Origin of the sequence: Phocaeicola sp. GP0067, from assembly GCF_031119655.1 — a bacterium.
Taxonomy (GTDB): Bacteria; Bacteroidota; Bacteroidia; order Bacteroidales; family Bacteroidaceae; genus Phocaeicola; species Phocaeicola vulgatus.
This window is the reverse complement of the sequence record NZ_JAVHZY010000007.1, coordinates 125,913-147,029: the sequence shown is the minus strand read 5'-3', so window position 1 is coordinate 147,029 and position 21,117 is coordinate 125,913. Positions and strand designations below refer to the sequence as shown.

Annotated in this window: 13 protein-coding genes; 9 read left to right on the top strand and 4 right to left on the bottom strand. The window is 43.9% G+C overall.

Annotated elements, in window-relative coordinates; genetic code table 11:
* Positions 1–16: 16 nt before the first annotated feature.
* Together RE317_RS08060 and gcvP are read left to right on the top strand one after the other, a co-directional pair.
* Positions 17–655 carry an MBL fold metallo-hydrolase gene (locus RE317_RS08060; RefSeq protein WP_005846881.1) on the top strand — a complete coding sequence of 213 codons (639 nt, stop codon included), beginning with the start codon at positions 17–19 and terminating at the stop codon, positions 653–655.
* Positions 656–690: 35 nt separating this feature from the next.
* Positions 691–3,540, top strand: coding sequence for an aminomethyl-transferring glycine dehydrogenase (gene gcvP, locus RE317_RS08055; RefSeq protein ID WP_005846879.1), 2,850 nt, complete (start codon positions 691–693; stop codon positions 3,538–3,540).
* 280 nt (positions 3,541–3,820) lie between these two features.
* Here the strand turns inward: gcvP and RE317_RS08050 are convergent, their stop codons facing one another.
* Together RE317_RS08050 and RE317_RS08045 are read right to left on the bottom strand one after the other, a co-directional pair.
* Complete coding sequence (locus tag RE317_RS08050) at positions 3,821–6,535, bottom strand: S9 family peptidase (protein WP_008667199.1); 2,715 nt, start codon at positions 6,533–6,535, stop codon at positions 3,821–3,823.
* Between the two features lie 32 nt (positions 6,536–6,567).
* Positions 6,568–6,804: a hypothetical protein gene (locus tag RE317_RS08045; protein WP_005847731.1), complete on the bottom strand. Its 237-nt coding sequence runs from the start codon at positions 6,802–6,804 to the stop codon at positions 6,568–6,570.
* A gap of 123 nt (positions 6,805–6,927) precedes the next feature.
* Here RE317_RS08045 and RE317_RS08040 point away from each other — a divergent pair, with 123 nt between their 5' ends.
* Positions 6,928–7,155, top strand: a complete 228-nt coding sequence (locus RE317_RS08040) for a hypothetical protein (RefSeq protein ID WP_005847732.1) — start codon at positions 6,928–6,930, stop codon at positions 7,153–7,155.
* A 31-nt stretch (positions 7,156–7,186) separates the two neighbouring features.
* Here the strand turns inward: RE317_RS08040 and RE317_RS08035 are convergent, their stop codons facing one another.
* Positions 7,187–8,854: a formate--tetrahydrofolate ligase gene (locus RE317_RS08035; protein ID WP_008667197.1), complete on the bottom strand. Its 1,668-nt coding sequence runs from the start codon at positions 8,852–8,854 to the stop codon at positions 7,187–7,189.
* 88 nt (positions 8,855–8,942) lie between these two features.
* On the opposite strand from RE317_RS08035, the gene RE317_RS08030 reads away from it, so the two are divergent.
* The 5 genes from RE317_RS08030 to RE317_RS08010 all read left to right on the top strand — a co-directional run bounded on the left by RE317_RS08030 (position 8,943) and on the right by RE317_RS08010 (position 18,253).
* Entirely contained in the window at positions 8,943–10,118 is a 1,176-nt protein-coding gene (locus tag RE317_RS08030) for an iron-containing alcohol dehydrogenase (protein WP_008667196.1), read from the top strand.
* A gap of 312 nt (positions 10,119–10,430) precedes the next feature.
* Positions 10,431–11,654: a hypothetical protein gene (locus RE317_RS08025; protein ID WP_008667195.1), complete on the top strand. Its 1,224-nt coding sequence runs from the start codon at positions 10,431–10,433 to the stop codon at positions 11,652–11,654.
* 5 nt (positions 11,655–11,659) lie between these two features.
* On the top strand, positions 11,660–12,241 hold the full coding sequence (locus RE317_RS08020; protein ID WP_008667194.1) for a hypothetical protein: 582 nt from the start codon (positions 11,660–11,662) through the stop codon (positions 12,239–12,241).
* A complete protein-coding gene (locus tag RE317_RS08015) occupies positions 12,225–15,878 on the top strand; it encodes an ATP-binding protein (RefSeq protein ID WP_008667193.1) in 3,654 nt (1,217 codons plus the stop codon). Before RE317_RS08020 ends, RE317_RS08015 begins: the two co-directional genes overlap by 17 nt.
* Positions 15,879–16,195: 317 nt before the next feature.
* Positions 16,196–18,253, top strand: coding sequence for a UvrD-helicase domain-containing protein (locus RE317_RS08010; protein WP_005847735.1), 2,058 nt, complete (start codon positions 16,196–16,198; stop codon positions 18,251–18,253).
* A gap of 379 nt (positions 18,254–18,632) precedes the next feature.
* Here the strand turns inward: RE317_RS08010 and RE317_RS08005 are convergent, their stop codons facing one another.
* Positions 18,633–19,511: a hypothetical protein gene (locus RE317_RS08005; protein ID WP_005847736.1), complete on the bottom strand. Its 879-nt coding sequence runs from the start codon at positions 19,509–19,511 to the stop codon at positions 18,633–18,635.
* Between the two features lie 246 nt (positions 19,512–19,757).
* Here RE317_RS08005 and RE317_RS08000 point away from each other — a divergent pair, with 246 nt between their 5' ends.
* Entirely contained in the window at positions 19,758–21,116 is a 1,359-nt protein-coding gene (locus RE317_RS08000; RefSeq protein WP_016270464.1) for a DUF5690 family protein, read from the top strand.
* Position 21,117: the final 1 nt, after the last annotated feature.

The following is a 21,117-nucleotide window of genomic DNA, read 5'->3' as shown; positions in this document are numbered from 1 at the left end:
TATAGATAAAAAAAACATGAAAATAAAGAAATTTGAATTCAATATGTTTCCGGTAAACTGCTACGTGCTATCGGACGAAACAAAGGAAGCCGTCATTATTGATGCCGGTTGCTTTTATGAAGAAGAAAAGCAAGCCTTAAAAAGATATATTGACAGCAATAGCCTGACAGTGAAACATTTGTTGAATACGCACCTCCATCTGGACCATATTTTCGGCAACCCATTCCTGTTGCAAGAATACGGGCTAAAAGCCGAAGCAAATCAAGCGGATGAATTTTGGCTGGAACAAGCACCGGCACAATCACGTATGTTTGGTTTCCAATTACCCGAAGCACCCGTGCCATTAGGAAAATATATCTTTGATGGAGATATCATTACTTTCGGCAATACCCAACTGGAAGCTATCCATGTACCGGGTCATTCGCCGGGAAGCATTGTTTTTTACTGCAAAGAAGCCCACTGTATCTTCAGCGGTGATGTATTGTTCCAAGGAAGTATAGGACGTGCAGACCTTACAGGAGGTAACTTCGACGAACTTCGCGAGCATATATGCAGTCGTTTGTTTGTACTCCCCCCCGACACGGTAGTCTATCCCGGTCATGGAGACCCGACCACTGTGGGAGCAGAAAAAGCGAACAACCCTTTTTTCCGATAAGATAAAACTTAAAATTCAACTTATATACTACTACCATGAAAACAGATTTATTAGCAGACCGACATATCGGTATACAGGAAGAAGACCTTCCCGTTATGTTGGAAAAGATTGGCGTAAAGAGCCTTGATGAACTGATTAACAAAACAATTCCGTCCAAAATCCGTTTGAAAGAACCTCTGCCACTGGCTGCTCCCATGACGGAACGGGAGTTTGCAGAGCATATTACCGAACTAGCTTCACAAAACAAGATTTATACCTCTTATATAGGTATGGGTTGGTATGACAGTATTACTCCGGCGGTCATTCAACGCAATGTATTCGAGAATCCTGTGTGGTACACCTCGTACACTCCTTATCAAACCGAAGTTTCACAAGGACGTTTGGAAGCACTGATGAACTTCCAGACTGTCATATCCGACCTCACAGCCATGCCATTGGCAAACTGCTCATTGCTGGATGAATCTACCGCCGCTGCCGAAGCCGCCACCATGATGTATGGACTTCGCACCCGCGACCAACAAAAAAGCGGAGCCAACGTATTGTTTGTGGATGAAGAGATTTTCCCACAGAATCTGGCAGTCATCCAGACCCGCGCCCTTCCGCAAGGCATGAAGATCCAAGTAGGAAATTACAAGGAATTGGTATTTACTCCGGAAATCTTTGCCTGCATCCTTCAATACCCCAATGCCAGCGGTAGCGTGGAAGACTATCGTGAGTTTGTGGAAAAGGCACATGCCGCCCATTGTAAAGTAGCCGTGGATGCTGACATCATGAGTTTGGCATTGTTAGTTCCTCCCGGCGAATGGGGAGCAGACATCGTATTCGGAAGTACCCAGCGCCTGGGTATCCCCTTGTTCTACGGAGGTCCGTCCGCAGCCTACTTCGCTACACGTGACGAATATAAACGCAATATGCCGGGACGTATCATCGGCTGGTCTAAAGACAAATATGGCAAACTGGCCTACCGTATGGCTTTACAGACCCGTGAGCAACATATTAAACGCGAAAAAGCAACTTCCAACATCTGCACCGCACAGGCATTACTGGCTACAATGGCCGGCTTCTATGCCGTTTATCATGGGCAGGAAGGTATCAAAAATATAGCAAAACGCATTCATAGCATTACCACCTGGTTGAACAAAGCCCTAACCCGCTTGGGATATGTACAGCATAATGAATTATTCTTTGACACCCTGCGTTTCAGTCTGCCTGACCATGTTTCGGCTCAGAAGCTGCGTACCATCGCATTGAGTAAAGAAGTAAACCTCCGTTACTATGATAATGGCGATGTAGGTTTCAGCATTGATGAAACCACCGACCTGAAAGATGTAAACCTGTTACTTTCCATCTTCTCCATTGCTGCCGAAGAAACCGTTCAAGAAGTAACAGACATTCCCGAAGCATCCTCACTGAATCGTGAACTACGCCGCCGTACTTCCTTCCTCACCCATGAGGTATTCAACAAGTATCATACTGAAACCGAAATGATGCGTTATATCAAACGTTTGGAACGTAAAGATATCTCATTGGCACATTCCATGATTTCATTGGGTTCTTGTACCATGAAACTGAATGCCGCTTCGGAAATGCTCCCACTCAGCAACTTAGGCTGGATGGCTATACACCCGTTAGCACCTGAGGATCAAACAAAAGGCTATCAGACATTAATTAATAACTTAAGCGAGCAGTTGAAGGTTATTACCGGATTTGCAGGAGTCACTTTGCAACCTAATTCAGGTGCAGCAGGAGAGTATACAGGACTTCGTATCATCCGCGCTTATCTGGAAAGTATCGGACAGGGACACCGCAACAAGATATTAATTCCGGCATCAGCCCACGGTACGAATCCGGCTTCAGCCATTCAATGCGGATATACCACGGTGACTTGCGCCTGTGACGATAAAGGTAATGTAGACGTAGAAGATTTACGTGCAAAAGCAGAAGCCAACAAGGATGATCTGGCTGCATTAATGATTACCTATCCGTCCACTCATGGTATCTTTGAACCGGAAATTGCAGAAATTTGTAAAATTATTCATAAATGCGGAGCACAGGTTTACATGGATGGTGCAAATATGAATGCACAGGTAGGTCTGACCAATCCGGGTACCATCGGTGCTGATGTATGCCATTTGAATCTGCATAAGACTTTTGCCAGCCCTCACGGTGGTGGCGGTCCAGGTGTAGGTCCCGTTTGTGTAGCCGAACATCTGGTTCCGTTCCTTCCGGGACATCAAGTTTGGGGTAACAGTGCCAATCAGGTTTCTTCAGCTCCATACGGTAGCGCAGGAATCCTGCCTATTACTTACGGTTATATTTGCATGATGGGCGCCGAAGGTCTGACCAATGCCACCAAGACTGCTATTCTGAGCGCCAATTATCTGGCAGCTTGCTTCAAGGATACCTACGGCATTGTATATACCGGTGCTACGGGCTTTGTGGGTCATGAAATGATTTTAGATTGCCGCTATCTGCATGACGAAACCGGTATCAGCGAAAATGACATCGCCAAGCGTCTGATGGACTATGGCTATCATGCGCCCACCCTTTCTTTCCCGGTTCATGGAACATTGATGATTGAACCGACTGAAAGTGAAAGTTTATGGGAACTGGATAATTTCGTCACTGTGATGCAAACCATCTGGCAGGAAATTCAAGAAGTGAAGAATGGCAGTGCCGATAAAGAAGATAATGTATTGGTCAACGCCCCGCATCCTGAATATGAAGTGGTGGCCAATGAATGGAATCACAGCTACAGCCGAGAGAAAGCCGCTTATCCTATCGAATCGGTACGTGATAACAAATTCTGGATCAATGTAGCCCGGGTAGATAATACATTAGGTGACCGCAAACTGTTGCCTACCCGTTATGGTAAGTTTGAATAAAAAAGCATTGTACTAAGAAGAAGAAAGGATCAAAATTCAGTTTTTGAAAATATGAATTTATAATTTGAAATTTGAACATCCTAAAAAACTAAAGAAAGGGTCGTATCATTACTCAAGACAGAGCTTGATACGACCCTTTTAAGTTTATAATTACTATCTGTAACTTTTCGGAACTGTCATTTTAGTTTTAACACACCTCCTCCCTCTTTTCAGGAACTATCCTTTTACTTTATCCACAGTAGGAGCAACTTGAGTTCCATAGCAGTCCGAACACATAATATCAGTATCCTAATTCATAAGGCTGTTCTACAGCCGGAACCCCATCGGACATCCATCCAGGCATTGCTTCTTTTTTCAGATAATGATTAAAGAACTGGAACATACGTTTTTGAAAATCTATTTTGTTGGCAATCTTTGTCGGCCAATGCGGTTCGCCTGTATAGTTCAGCATCCAGCAAGGCTTTCCAAGACGTTTCATTGCCACAAAATATTCTATTCCCTGATACCAGGGCACATGTCCGTCAGCGTCATTATGCATGATTAAAACAGGTGTTTGTACCTTGTCCATCGTGAACAGAGCAGAGTTTTCCAAGTAACGCAACGGAGTACTCCAAGGCGTACCGCCCAGACGACTCTGAGTATGTTCATACTGGAACGAGCGTGCCAGCCCCGATCCCCAACGGATACCTCCGTAGGCACTGAACATATTGACCACCGGAGCACCTGACTCAATAGCCGCAAACAAATCAGTACGTGTAGCCAGATAAGCCACTTGATAACCGCCCCAACTATGTCCCTGCGCCCCTATGGCTTTCTCGTCAATATAACCTTTGCCTATCAGCATGGCAACCCCCGGCATCAGACAGTTATAGCAACTCTCACCCGGATAACCGTCTACATAACGTATGTCCGGATTGAACACAATATACCCGTTACTGTTATAAAGATGATAATCAATGGTAGACCGATGGGGTTCCGGCATCCGGTAATTAAACAGAGTTTCCGAATTTCGCTCATAGAAACTCACAATCATCGGGTATTTCTTGGCCGGATCAAAATCGGCAGGCTTGTACACCACCCCTTCCAACTTACGGCCATCTAAAGATATCCACGAAACCAGTTCGGCAGTTCCCCACAAATAGTCTTTCTGTTGGTCAATGCCATGAGTCAGCCGAATAGATTTCTTGAAATCGAGTGTAGCATAATGAAGGTCAGGATATTGCTCAAAACTTTCCATCGTATAGATTACATGGTCTGTATTTTTCGCCTTAGAAATACTGCGTAACATATAGTTACCCGCCATCAATTTTTTGGGAGAAGCAGCGGTGGAAAGACGAGCCTTGTAATACCCGTTCCCTTTGGTCACTTCGTTAAAGCCTTTCAACAACTGTGGCTTGTTCAGGTCAATCACACGCTCCTCCTTATCCAGTTTTACCAAACGATATGAAATCCGGTTCTTACGTCCATTCATCGTCAGATTGACAGGTTCCTTCATGGCATCCGGATCGAATTTCCAAATATCATAACGGTCATAAATTAAAAGGGACTCATCCCGTTCCGTCCATCCGGCAGTTCCATGTGCGTTCGGATAGTCAGGTACATCATTCTCTTCATCCCATGCGAGGAAAGAAGCGGGGGTAGTCAACTGATTTTTTTTCCCGTCTGCCATAGAAAGAGTATACCAACAACTGTCTGTTTCAGCATACCAATACGCATACTTGCCTTGTGGTGAAAGACGGTATCTGCCATAATCCGCCGATGCCAGTAATTTACGGCTGCCATCTTCCAAAGACACTGTGTAATAATCACTGCGTGTCCGCCCTTCCCACATGGAGGACAATGAATAAGGACGCGAAGTGGAAAGCAATGCCAACGGGGCATCTCCTTCATCTCCCAGCAAAATCTGAGACAGCTCCTCATCTGCCAGCTGACAAATACGACCACCATTTATATGATAAACCGCTTGATAGCTTCTTTTCAGCTCTTTCTCCTTATTATAATCCTGTACAGTATATTGCACCGGCTCGTCCCAACTCCACACCTGCACATTGGGACGGTTCTCCGCCAATTGCAACGTATCCTTTTGTCTAGGCTCAGGCGATGTGCCAAAAAACAACCGGGAAGCACTCTTCGAAAATTGTAATTTCCCATGCTCGCTGATTACCCATCCTTTCGGAAAAGCCCGATTGCCACGTGCCGCAACTTCTGTTGCCGGTGCTCCCTGCTGTGACAGCCACAAGCTCATGGCTTTATAACAAGAATCTTTCTGTGCACAATATAAGAAAGCCAAGTTTGCTCCATCTTCATCAAAAGTTACCTGTTTAAACACCCCGTCACCTTCTTTTATCAGCGTCTTCACACCTGTTTCCGTATTCAGAAGATACAATCCCGGCTTTTCCTCTGCTTTATCACCTGCGGTAATATAATAAAGCATTCCGCTTTTCTCCGCAAAGTTGAAAGCTTTCACAGCAGGAGCCTCATACCGGGTACTGAGGTTTGCATTCAACGGTTGGACATACAAAGTCGAGTCTTTCCTTCCCTTCTGAAAAGCAACCCAGTCCGCCTTCTCTGCCAGCCTGAATGTTTTCAGTGAATCAATCACTTCCCTGCCGCCCGAAAGCGAATAAATGACCAATGCATCCATCGGCATCTTTTCTTTCTTCGTTTTCTTTATTTTCAGAGAATCCACTATCATCTTGCCGGGTTTCTGCGACACAACCAAATAGTCGGAAGAAGCCGAGAAAAGAAAACGGTCCGCCCGCGGAAAAGTGGCAAGTTCCTTCCCTTGTGCATCATACAAATTCACCACAGCATCTCCTTCCCAAGGTTCCATCTTGCATGCCACCCACTTTCCATTATCAGAAATAGCTTGCCCGCTGATACGCTGCCAGGCAACTAAATTGTCTACTGTGAGACTTTTCGAGGCTGTCTGCGCCATCACAGGCGACAGATTCCCTATGCATAGGACAAGAGCCAGATACTTTACATGTTTCATATCCATTTTATCGTTACTGATTAGTTCGATTTTTATAAAAGCTTATCTTTCTCATATTCCGTTTTATCTTCGGCCGCAACCAGATTTAATTCCCTGCCGCTCTCTCCATACGAAACCGCATGACGTACTGCAAAATTTTCCAAGAACAAATGGTTCAGCGTAAACAATGCCCCATTCAAGTGCTCATTTCTGACAGAAGGTTTTGTATTCCTACTACGAATCCGAGACATGCATTTACGATGCTGTCCGGGAGTCAAGACACCCGCCATCCATCCACTTTTTAAATAATGCAAATATATAAAAAACGGATAAAAGTCTGATTCTAAACAATAATTTTGTACTTTTACTGTCGCATATAATCCATATACATTCAACACCAAACAATAAAAGCCATGACAGCAAGAAACAAAGTTCTAACCATCATGGGTATCATTATACTTATCGGGATTATCTCAATAGGATTCTTTGTATTTCCAATCGGAATTTCCATGTGCGCCATTACAGGCTTATGCTATGGTTGCAAATATAAAGACAAGTTGTTTATCAGATGGTCATCTGTAGGATTGGTAACAGGTATCGGACTTTCCATTTACACCTGGTGTTTAATCTCGTCAATGTAAAACAGTATAAGTTCAGTAAAAAAAAGAGGGGTTACGACAACCCCTCTATTTCACCATTCACGATATCAATATGCAATGCCTGCGGTTCCTTCGGCAATCCCGGCATACGCATTATTTCTCCGGCAATGACTACCAGCATCTCAGCTCCGGCATTCATCACAATATCTTGTACATGGAATTCAAAATTGTCTACCGCACCGTAAATTTTGGGGTCGGTAGAGAATGAATACTGCGTCTTGGCAATGCAGATAGGGAAATTTCCATATCCCAATTCTACAATATGCTTCAGTTTCTTACGGGCAGCGGCACTATACGTAATAATGCTGGCACCGTATAAATTACAAGCCACCTTCGATATTTTAGTTTCCACACTATCCTCATCATCATAGGCATATTGCAAAGGCTCGGAAGGTTGTTCCTCAATGGTTTTCACAACCAGTTCCGCCAATTCTACTGCCCCTTCGCCACCATCAGTAAAGGCGTTGTTCACTGCAAAGCCCACACCTTTCTTCTCGCAATGGGTACGGATATAATCCACTTCTTCCTCCGAATCATCCCCATAACGGTTAAACGCAACGACAACTGTCTGACCGAAATATCTCAAATTACGCAAATGCTTATCCATATTGGCCACACCCTGCTTCAAAGCTTCCAGATTAGGTTCCTTTATCTTATCCTGTGATACGCCGCCATGCATTTTCAATGCACGGGCAGTCACCACCAAGACGGTCAGTTTAGGTGTGATACCTGCTTTACGGCACTTGATATCATAGAACTTCTCCGCTCCCAGGTCAGCCCCGAATCCGGCTTCGGTAATAGTATAATCACTAAAAGTCATTGCCATCTTGGTTGCCAGAATAGAGTTGCAACCGTGAGCGATATTGGCAAACGGTCCCCCATGAACAAAGGCAGCAGTATGTTCCGTAGTTTGTACCAGATTAGGAGAAAGAGCATCTTTCAAAAGAACTGTAATGGCTCCGGCAACTCCTAAATCTTTTACAGTAAAAGGCTTGTTGTCATACGTAAAACCTAATAAAATATTTTCAATGCGACGACGCAGGTCCTTTTCATCCTTAGCCAGACACAGAATAGCCATAATTTCAGATGCAGGAGTAATATCAAAACCTGACTCCTGGGTAATTCCGTTGGTCTTCGGTCCTAGTCCTGTAACAATATAACGGAGGGAACGGTCGTTCACATCCAACACACGACGCCACAGCACTTCCTTCAATCCGAAACCATTATCACGATTCTGATAAAGGTAATTGTCCAACAAGGCCGAAATCATATTGTGAGCGGAAGTGATGGCATGAAAATCACCTGTAAAATGAAGATTAATCTTATCCATCGGCAACACCTGGGCGTATCCTCCTCCGGCAGCTCCCCCTTTCATTCCGAAACAAGGACCTAGCGACGGCTCGCGCAAGGCAACAATTGTTTTCTTTCCTATTTTATTCAGTCCCAAAGCCAATCCGATGGAAACAGTGGTCTTACCAATACCGGCTTTGGTAGGAGTGATGGCAGTAACTAGAATAAGGTTACTCTGCTGCACCTTTTCTTCGTTTATCTGACTTTCATCCACTTTGGCAATATAGCGCCCGTAATTACTGATGTGCTCTACAGGAATACCGGTTTCCCTAGCCACTTGTTTAATTTTGACCAGCTCAATGCTGCGTGCTATTTCAATGTCCGTTTTCATCTTTTTACTAAATTTAGGCGGCAAAGGTAATATATTTCCTTAACTTTGTTTTGGTTTCAAACAACAAAATAATATAAGGAGTAAGCAAATGAACAATTTTGTATTTTACAGCCCTACCGAGTTTGTATTTGGCAAGGATACAGAAATCCAAACCGGTACTCTTGCTAAAAAGTATAACGCCCGGAAGGCAATGATTGTTTACGGTGGAGGCTCTATTATTCGCAGCGGATTACTGCAACGCATAGAAGATTCTCTGCAACAGGCAGGAGTGGATTATGTAAAATTAGGAGGCGTACAACCTAATCCTACTGACCCGAAAGTTTACGAAGGCATTGAACTGGCGCGCAAAGAAGGCGTGGACTTTATGCTTCCCGTAGGGGGAGGCTCTGTCATTGACACTGCAAAAGCCATTGCGGCAGGAGTGCCCTACGAAGGTGATTTTTGGGATTTCTATATAGGAAAAGCCAAAGTGAAGAAGGCCTTAAAAGTGGGTGTGGTACTTACTATTCCCGCTGCCGGCAGCGAAGGTTCGGGCAATACGGTGATTACCAAACTGGAAGGTCTGCAAAAACTAAGTTTGCGTGTACCGGAATTACTACGGCCTGTTTTTGCTGTGATGAATCCGGAACTGACCTATACTCTCCCCCCCTACCAGACAGCTTGTGGCATTGCCGATATGATGGTACACATTATGGAACGTTATTTTACCAACACTCCCGATGTAGAAATCAGTGACCGGCTGTGTGAAGGGACTTTGATGGCTATCATCAAAGAAGCATATAAAGTGAAGCAGAACCCGAACGATTACGAAGCACGCGCCAATATCATGTGGTGTGGGACAATTGCCCATAACGGTACTTGCGGAGTAGGTTGTGAGGAAGACTGGGCATCACATTTTCTGGAACATGAAATCAGTGCTGTATATAATGTGACACATGGAGCAGGACTAGCAGTAATCGTACCTGCATGGATGACATTCATGGCAGAACACAACCCGAAAAAGATTGCCCGGTTTGCAAACCGCGTTTTCGGAGTTCCCGAGAATGAGGATTTGGAAGAAATGGCACTTGCCGGCATATCACGATTGAAGCATTTTTTCAGATACATGGGCCTGCCGGTCAATTTCAAAGAATTGGGTATAGAACATCCTGATATTGAACTGCTAGTGAAAAAACTGCATGAAAACAAAGGTGAATTAGTAGGTAATTATGTAAAACTGAACAAAGAATACAGTAAAGAGATATTCGAACTAGCCTGCAAATAACCCGCACAGCCCAACTGTTCTAAAATATAGGCATCTGGTTTATCTGCCTTTATTTCATTCAGAACCGTAAAGCTCCTAAAGTATTCTATTTTCCAGGCGCGCCGGCACGAACTACGTTATTCGTGCCAGCCGCATCTGAGATATATAGCACCATTAAGCGACAGACACTTCATGCAACAACTTCCCTCTTACCCATTTATACTCCAACATTTTCCACCTTTTACTTCACTATTTATATGCTTTTTAGCATAAAACGCTAGGTTTTTCCAACCATTTAAAGTAACTTCGCCGGACTTTTTTGGAGAAAAAACAATGTATATATTCCGATCAATTCACGAAATAATAAATACGATTTTTGTAGCTAAAGGGCTATTGGTAGAGATGTTTGAGAAGAGAAAAGTACTTAGTTTTCGATACTCGGACGCACTCGCCCTATTGAAAGAGGATGAAAACCGTTTAAAGATACTCATCGAAAAGGAAATCATACACCAAAACGGAAACTTTGTGGAACTGGATGCCCGATTCCTTGATTTCTTCGAACTGCTGCTGGAAGCGAACGAGGAAATCAACACGGCCACCGTAGAGGAAAACATAGAGTACCTGCACGAACTGATGGACTACTACCTGAAAGAAAAGATCCAGTCGCGCAAGGAAAGTTATGTACGCAATATCAAGATTACCTTTCAGAAACTGGCACGTGTAACGATACGGAACATTATCAACCTTCAACACAATATTGATAATGCTTTCAAACACGAGCCCACATACCAGATAAAAATAGCCAAACTGCAAAATCTGGACAAGAAACGAATCAACATCCAGCGGTTGATAGACTCTACCGAACATCTGATTCTGCATGAAGAACGGGATTTCTTCCGCCAAGCCACTGACGAAGAGCTGACCCGCATCCTGCTCGAACTGCGGCAGGAACTGCAACTATCAGCTCACAGTCTGATTCGTGCCCAGCAGGATATCATCAATTACCTGAACCAAATAAAGAATCAGGTGATACTGGTAGAAAAAATACGAAAAGTAAAATATCTGCAAGATCAGTTCGAGTTACGTGCCCGGAGTAATCTGTCCGAAATAATGGAAAGGGAACGCTCCCTCCTGTTGGAAGGCAATACACAAGCATCGTTCAAACTGTCCCCCAGCTATCTGGCCAGTGACGAAGTGCGTCCCATCATTCTGAAAGTTATCAGCAATCAGAAGTATCGTGAAATTGTACGGAAAAATGAAGCCGGAGCTTTCAGTGAAGAAGACTTGGAAGCACAGGCCATGTACGAAGAAGTGATTAATCTGGACGAAGTGGTAACCGCCTTTGTGCAGTCGGGGGCAGAAGCCCGCTGGAAAGGAGAGCCGGTCAGCGACCTTTTTTCCTTTCTGTTACAATATCATTTCCATCGCGAAGTGGATGAAAAGGAACGTACCACGTTCTTCTGTCAGATTGTCTCACTTTACGAAAACCAACTGGAAATCCGGAACGAGTTCGGACTCCACAATCAATATGAATATGCTAAAATATACCCACTCTGAGAATTATGGATTTAAATATACAAATACCCGATAATACCGCATCCATCTTTGAATACCTGCAAAAAGGACTGTTCATCAGTTCCAACAGCACCAGCGAAGAAGTACGCGATATGTATAATGAAATAGATGAGAACTACGAATCTCTCTATCAGTATTTCTTACAAATAAACTATACACTGGAACGGGGAAACGAATATTTCTTCTTCTCCCGTATAGAACCTAAAGCCACACTGGAGCAAAAAATCATGCGTGCCTATTACTGGATAGATGTGCTCGATTTTTTCAAAACCTACGATGAAACATTCGGTCCCGGATTCCGCTTCCAGCCCGAACAGATATTGGTGGAAACCAACATCAACATGCTGCTCCAAAACAAACTGGACGGTATGCGGAAACACTTCTCGGACAAGGACATCCGCAAGGAAGTGCTGGAAAACATGATACGCCAGCTCACCAAAGACTCGTTCCTGGAACAGGAAAATGAGAAAACCAATACGTATAAAGTGATGAGCGCCTGGCATTATCTGGAAAGACTGATTGAAAGTATCAACATTTACGACGAAACCGAAGATGAGAAACCTGAGTAGAATTATCTTTATCAATAGTGCGAATATCCCTTATTCGGACGATATCTATCTGGACGGAAACGTTCACTTCATCGGTACGCAGGGAGTGGGAAAAAGTACCCTTCTGCGTGCTATCCTTTTCTTTTACAATGCCGACACGCAACGGCTGGGCATTTCGGTGGAAAAGCAGAATTACACGGATTACTATTTTCCCTACTCCAATTCGTATATCGTTTACGAAGTGGCAACAGAGAACGGCGCGTTCTGTATTCTGAGTTTCAAATCGATGAACCGTGTATGTTACCGCTTCATCCACTCTCCTTACCGCAAAGAATTCTTTATAGACGAGAATCGGGTGGCCTATAGCGAGAGCGACCGCGTGCGTGCCGTGCTGGACCAATATGGCATAGAATATTCACGCATCATCTATACCTACGACGAGTATCGGAACATTCTGTATGGAAACAGTACAAGTCCTGAGTTCAGCCGGTACTCGCTGATGGAGAGCAAGCAATACCAGAATATTCCGCGCACTATACAGAACGTGTTGCTGAATTCGAAACTGGATGCTGAATTTATCAAGAAAACAATCATTTCTTCTCTGAATGAAGATGAAACGGCCATCGACCTGAACAGTTACAAGGAGCATCTGAAAAACTTTGAAACCCGTCTGAAGGATATCGAAGAATTTCAGAAACGGGAAACCCGGAAACAGGCTCGGGAAATCACACTGTTATCCCAACAAACGTCCAAACTGCAAGGCGGACTGGTGCAGAATTGCCGCGAACTGGTTGCCGCTTTCCGCAAAGCCGAAAGTATCCTTCCCCAATGGAAAGAGAAACAAGACCGCACGGATGCCGACAAAGGAAAACTGATACGCCGGAAACAGGAGCTTCAGGATGAATCGCGCAAACGCAGCGACAAGTTACAGGAAGCGCTGGCAGTGCTGAACAACGAACTGCAAAAGGCATTAGGCAAAGAAAAGGACTATCAGAACAAGAACATAGAAGAGATTATAGAACGCTCTTCCAAAAAAGAGGAATGGAAGAACCGGCAGGTGGGATTGCTGGAAGAACAACGCATCCTTACCTCACAATATATGGAAATATCCACCAAGTATAAATCGCTGATTCAGGCCTTGGACGAGCAATGGAACAAGATTCATGAAGCGAAAATCAAACAACTGGATACATTAAACAATGCATACAACGAGCGTCTGGAAGAGGCCCGCAAAGAATACCAGCGGTTCACAGATTCCCTTTACCAGGAGTTCGAAAGCCTGTCACAGCAACTCCATCCGCTGAAAGCCGAGAAACTGGGCGAACTGAACGCTATAGATTACCAGATAAAATTATGCAGAAAGGAGGTTTTCTTTGAGGAAGAGCAACAGGAATTGAAAACACGTATCCAAAACTATGCCAACTTTCATACGGAACGGAAAAACCGTATCGCCCAAGCGCAGCTCATCATCAAGGAACTGACCATGACTTGGGAAGAGGAACAGCAGAAACAGTTGAAAGAAAAAGACCTGACCTTGCAAAAACTGCAACAGGAGATGCTGCAACTCCGTCCCCGCATAGACGAATTACAAGCTTTTCTGAACAACAGCAAAGACACCTTGCAAGGCTGGCTGAAAGAAAACAAAAAGGGATGGGAAGAGAATATCGGCAAACTGTGTGATGAGAGCATCTTATGGCAACGGGGGCTTTTTCCGCAAATTACCATTGAGGGGGGAAACTCATTCTATGGCATTTCCATTAATCTAGACAGCATCCACCGCCCCATCAAATCCATAGACGATTATATCGTCGAGAAAGAAAACGGTGAAAAACGTCTGGAAGAAATCACTGCTGCCATGCAACGCCAGCAAACTGAAAGGGAGGAGTTGCAGGAACAGTTGAAACGCAAATACCAACCGCAGATAAAGGAACAAAAAGCCATTATCAGCCAAATAGAGTATGAACTGGAACAATTGGAACGCCAATACCAGCAGGATATGCTCGACTTGGAAGAGTGGAAGAAGAAAGCCAATGAGGAACGGAATGCCAAAATAAACCGATTGGAAAACGAACAGCGCAAACGGGTTGCCGAACTGGACGGTATAAACAGCAAGCTAAAAAACCTGAACAAAGAAAAGACAGAGAAACTGGATAGCCTGAAACTGGAATGGAACAAGCAACAACAGGCTCTTGCCGCCGAAAAAAAGACACAAGCGGAAGTTATCGGGAAGGAAGAAAAAGAAGAACAACGCAGAATTTCCTCCATCAAAACCGAATATGAAGCGGATATGCAGAAAGAGCTTCACTCGCAGGGAGCAGATACCGAACGTCTGCAAGACATAGCCAACCAACTGGCCCAGCTGGAGAAAGAGCTTTCTTTCATTAAGGAGAATGCGACCCTGGTCATCGAATACCAAAAAGACAAACGGGATTTGATAGACCGTATTCCCGGATGGCAACGGGAGCACGATGAACAAAAACGTCTGCTCCAATTGGAACGGGAAACGCTGAGAGTGGAAACATCCTCCCTACAAGAAAAAATAGACCTTCTGAACAAAGAATGGGAAGAAGCGGAAGAAAATGTAAGGGAACTGCAAAAGAACCTGGAGGCTTACAGCAAGATTCCGGCATACGACTGGTATAAACCGCATCAGGATATATTCCGTTCCGAAAACACGCAAACCATGCAGACCACCAAGACCTGTATGGAGCTGATTGACGAACTGACCCGCCAGGCCAACCAATTCACGCAGGTGCAAAGCAAGCTCCGTAAAGAAGTGAACCTTTTCACCGGACATTTTGATGAGGACAACACCTTCAAGTTCCGCGTAAAATTCAACGAGGATTGGGAATATGTACGCTTTGCCGACGAACTGCACGACTTTGTGGAAGAACACCGCATAGACGAGTACATCCGCCGCATCAACAACGAGCATTGGGATACCTTCAAACGTATCAGTATGGACACCTCCATGCTGACTTCATCGGAAGATGATATTCAAGATGTGATCCGTGAAATCAATAAAGGTTTCGCCACCTGCAATTTTGTGGGAGTCATCCAGCGCATTGAAATGAAAGTGGAAGAGAGCAGCAACCGCGTAGTGAATATTCTGCGTGAGATACAGAAATATTACCATGATTACGGCTATGACCTCTCACCGGAAACCAACCTGTTCTCCTCTGCCAAAGAGCAATTGGTGAAAGAAGAGGCTATCACTTTGCTGCGTACCTTTATCAAGGAAATACATGCTTACCGCTATGACAGTATCCGCCTGTATGATTCCTTCGAGTTGCGTTTCCGCATTGTGGAGAACGGCAATGACACCGGATTTATCGAGAAGATAGCCAATGTGGGGTCGGAAGGAACCGACATTCTGGTAAAAGCGATGATAAACATCATGTTGCTGAATGTGTTCAAGGAAGGAGCATCCCGCAAATTCAAAGATTTCAAGTTACACTGCATGATGGATGAAATAGGCAAACTACATCCCAACAACATCAGCGGTATCCTGAAATTCGCCAATGACCGGAACATCATTCTTATCAACGGTTCTCCCACCGAACTGAACCGCGATGCGTATAAGCACGTTTACCTGCTTACCAAAGGAACACAGAACAAGACCCGCATCGCACGGTTAATCTCAGATAAACAGCTATAAAAGCCAGTAATAACAAACTGTATATTTCTATATTATAATGCACAATCTCTCAAAAAAAGATTGTGCATTATTCTTTTTCCGTGAACATTCTCCTTACATGTACCTGCTACGGTTAGGGCGGAGAGCTTGTGAAAGTTCCTCCACCTTTTTTCCACAAAGAAAAGAGCGGCTTCCATTCCTGCAATATTCATATCAGAGTAACCCAAACAACCGGACAAAGAACAAATTTACATCCACTTTTCTCCATACAAAGAGAATAACATTAAACATATTTGTGTAATTTCGCCCGGTAATAAAACTACAAACCAATACGCGCTATGATATTTAACCGGACTGAAAAGGAAGAAAAAGCCTATCTCATGGATATTATTGCTTTATTAGCTGCCAATATCGAACAGATGGATAAGGCCATTGAAGATAAATCCAAAGACGTAATGGAGCACAAACTCTACTTGTGGGAAAATCTGTCCGAACTGGACCGAGCCGAGAAAAGTGCGGTCCGGCAGATAGTCACCCAACAAGTAGCAGCCAGCGAGTCCTTGGCCGAGAAAAAGAAACGTTATCGCAAAATGATGGCCATCCCCTATTTCGGTCGCATCGACTTTCAAGAAAAAGGGCAACCCGAAGTCCTGCCATTATATATAGGTATACACTCATTTTTCAATCCTCCCACCAATGAAAATCTGATACACGACTGGCGTGCCCCCATCTCCAGCATGTTCTATGATTATGAATTAGGAGAAGCACATTTCGACGCCCCCTCGGGAGAAGTGAAAGGTAACATCCGTCTGAAACGCCAGTATCGCATCCGTGACGGAAAAATGGAATTCATGCTGGAAAGTTCACTGAATATTCAAGATGACATCCTTCAGAAGGAATTGAGTGGAAACTCCGATGACCGGATGAAGAATATAGTCGCCACCATCCAACGGGAACAGAATAAAATTATCCGTAATGATACATCGAACACCCTGATTATCCAGGGAGTAGCCGGTTCAGGAAAAACATCCATCGCCTTGCACCGCGTAGCCTATCTGCTATATCGGCACAAAGGGGAAATCACGTCCAATGATATCCTGATCATTTCCCCCAATAAAGTATTTGCCGATTACATCTCGAACGTACTTCCCGAATTGGGAGAAGAAAAAATTGAAGAATGCGGCTTTGAGGAATTAATGCTCAAAATACTGGACAACAAATATAAAATACAAACCTTCTTTGACCAGGTGGCCGAAATACTGGACAAAGAGGAAGAAGATTTTATAGAACGTATCCGATTCAAATCCACCACCGAGTTTATCCAGCAGATGGATAAATACATTCTATATTTGGAACAAAACGCATTTCGGCCAACCGACCTGAAAGCAGGGCGTATCCCTATCCCTGCCGAGTACCTGAAAGAACGTTTCGCGGCATGGCACCGCCTGCCCATGCGCAGCCGTTTCCAACCAATGGCAGAAGAAATTGCCCGCGAACTGACTTTCACCTATCACCAAGAGCCGATGGGAAAAATACAGATACGGCAGTTGGGTAATGAACTGAAAAAGATGTTCAACAATAAAGACCTCGACTTGTACAAGGGATTTTATGACTGGCTGGGAAAACCGGAAATGTTCAAGCAGGGTAAAAACCGGAAATTGGAATATGCGGATGTAGCTCCATTACTTTATTTGAAACTGGCCCTGGAAGATAATAAAACCATGTATGGCATCAAGCATCTGCTGGTAGACGAAATGCAGGACTATACTCCGATACAATACAAAGTTCTGGCTAAATTATTCCCTTGCCGGAAAACAATATTGGGAGATGCAAAGCAATCAGTAAATCCATACAGTTCCACCACCTGCGAACAGATCCAACGTGTACTGGTCGGCTCGGAAGTGATGAAGCTTTGTAAAAGTTATCGCTCCACGTATGAAATCACAGAGTTTGCCCAACGTATTGCCAAGAACGAGGAACTGGAAGCTATAGAGCGTCATGGAGAGGAACCGGCAGTCGCCTTGCTGCCTACTGAAAAGAAAGAGATAGAATGGATAGAAAACCTCATCACCTCTTTCCTGAAAGGAGCTGATGTATCCATGGGTATAATATGCAAAACCGTAAAACAAGCGGACAAGTTGTATGCAGCCATCAATCATTTGTCTGATAAGATCTGTTTGCTGACAGAAGAAAGTGTAGCTTTTGTCAATGGGGTGGTCATTACTACAGCCCACATGGCAAAAGGGCTGGAGTTTGACGAAGTGATTGTTCCATTTGTAACTGATAAAGACTATAGAACAGAGATAGACCGCAGCATGTTATATGTAGCCTGCACCCGTGCCATGCATAAACTTTATATTTCCGCATCGGGTAATATAAGTACATTTCTATCATAAGCATTGACAAAACATCATCCATTGCAGGAATGGAATGAAATCCATCCCTACAGTGGATGGGCAAGTCTGCAAAAGGATATTCCTCCGTAAGGAATGCGTAGCCTTGTAATCTGATTCATCCTTAAAAGCTCTTACCCATATCTCTAAACCTTTCCCGCCGTAGGGTTAAAGATTTTCTTCCTGTTTGTTTTATCTCCGCAAGCCTTTGGAGTTATCTCCATAGCCTTGGGAGTCAACTCCAAAGCTTATGGAGATAACTCCAAAGACTTGGGAGATAGAATACATCCGTATAAAAAGGCTTGATCAAGGAAGAGAAAAGGCTTATGTAACAGCGACGGATGCGATATGTTGTTATTACAAGCCGTTTCCAATGTACGAATCATAAAGACAAAATCTTTTTTTCCCTCTCCAAATCATTTTCATTCAGTTGGGGAGATGGAACCATGCAGGTACGGATACAATCTCCCTCCTGACAAGTATAGTCATAATACTTCTTTTGTAATTCTGTCAACTTATCGAGTGGAACCAGCTCCCCTTTCAATTCCAGGAATTCCTCCATGTCTGTACTGTCTCCTTGCTTTACAAACAAGATACGGCGCGCTATCGGATTCCTGTTGTAATCCAGACTAAGATACAAACCTTTAAGGAACGGCGGAAAATCATACATCGGCAATTGCAGATAAATACTGAACAAAGCCATTTGCGGTGACTCGCGCTCGTTAAAGAAAATATACCCGTTCTGATGATTATTGAATAATCCCACTCCCCGATGCGTTGTATTATAGGCACTCATGTGAGTCACCTTCACATACGTATTGTCTTCGGAAGCCTCTATCAGATAGGGTTCCACTTTAAGGCATTGGCACGAAGAAGAAAGACTATAGCTCAGATAACTTCCGCTATAATTATAAACTTCCTGCACGGAACGTTGCATCTCGGCAGTCATCATCTCCATAAAAGGATTGGTCTTTGCCTCACCATGGGCAGGTTCCAAACTGAAAAGCAACTCTTTGATACTTGCCAAATTGCCCAACAGACGTTTTTTTGACACATTATTGACCTGCGCCAAAGCCAAATCTAATGAATCTTCTTCAGAGTGTCCTTGTTTCAATGAGGTTACATAAGTGGGCAGAACGCTGGAATAAAGAGCAGACAAGACACTGGGAGCCATATCTACATAATCCGCTATCTCCTTCATTTTCAAACCATTGTTACGGAGATATTCTATTCTTCGGTATATTTCTATCAAATCATTCATTGTTCTCTTCTTCTTTATTGAACTTGCAAAATACAAGTTTTTATATGAACATACAATGACATATACATTACATTAATGTTACATCATACAACAGGTGGAATATGAAAAATATTAATCATAAAGATTCATTTTTTCTCTCTCGGAAGGCTCCTACTTTTGCTTCCGGAAACAGCAATCCAAGGACACGAGGAGTGAGGTTCCTACAAAGAAAAGAAACAAAACAATTAGTCAATATCAATTAGTATAATGGAAGCAAAAAGCGAAACAAACAAACAGATATCCAGTTTCCTGTTTATCCTGTGGGCAGGAGGGGCGGCACTACTGTCATACTCACTGGTATATGCCCTGCGCAAACCTTTTACAGCTGCCACCTTTGACGGAATGGATTTCTTCGGGATGGACTATAAAGTAGCCACTACCATCATGCAGATTTTCGGCTACCTTATTTCAAAGTTCTTTGCCATCAAGATTGTTTCAGAATTGAAGCGCGAGGACCGGTTGAAGTTCATGGTATGCTCCGTAGCCCTTGCAGAACTCGCTTTAGTCTTCTTCGGATTACTCCCCCAACCCTTTAATGTGTTTGCCCTATTCTTCAACGGACTGGCATTGGGATGCATGTGGGGAGTCATCTTCAGTTTCATAGAAGGACGCAAAGTTACCGATATATTGGCCAGCTTGCTGGGGGTAAGTATGGCGGTGAGCTCAGGAATGGCTAAATCTATGGGATTGTTTGTAGTCAATACATTTGGTGTCACAGAATTCTGGATGCCCGCCCTGATAGGTGGTTTAGCCTTCCCGCTCCTTATCCTCATGGGGTGGTCGCTCAACAAGTTGCCACAACCCACAGATGAAGACCGCGCCCTCCGTTCGGAACGTGTCACCTTGAACGGAGAGCAACGCAGACAACTGTTCAAAAGTTATATGCCCTTGCTGATCATGCTGTTCTTCGCCAATCTGTTTATCACTATTTTACGTGATATAAAAGAAGATTTTCTGGTCAATATCATTGATGTCAGCACTATTTCTTCCTGGTTGTTCGCACAAGTGGACGGCATGGTGACGCTGATTATTTTGGGAATCTTTGCCATGATGTCGTTAATAAACAGCAACTACAGAGTATTGCAGGTGCTTCTGGCTATGGTTATTGGTGGAGCGGGCACAATCAGCTATCTGGCTTTTAATTATGATGCATTGCAACTGCCTACCCTTTACTGGCTGTTCCTCCAAAGTCTGAGCCTGTACATCGTTTATCTTAGTTTCCAGACTCTGTTCTTCGAGCGCTTCATTGCCTGCTTCAAGATTAAAGGAAATGTGGGATTCTTCATTGCCACCATCGACTTTATCGGATATACAGGAACTGTCTGTGTACTGCTGTTCAAGGAATTTTGCAGCCCGGATATCAATTGGATGGAGTTCTATAACCAGTTCTCGGGATGGGTAGGCATTGTGTGCAGCATTGCATTCATCGGTTCGGTCATCTATCTGATGCAACGGTATAAATTGGAAAGACAGCTGAGAAAAGAAGAAAAAAATAAAAAGATCATCGTTTCACCGATGGCGTTAACCAACTTAAAGGAAACAGCAGAAAACATCTGTAACCCATAAC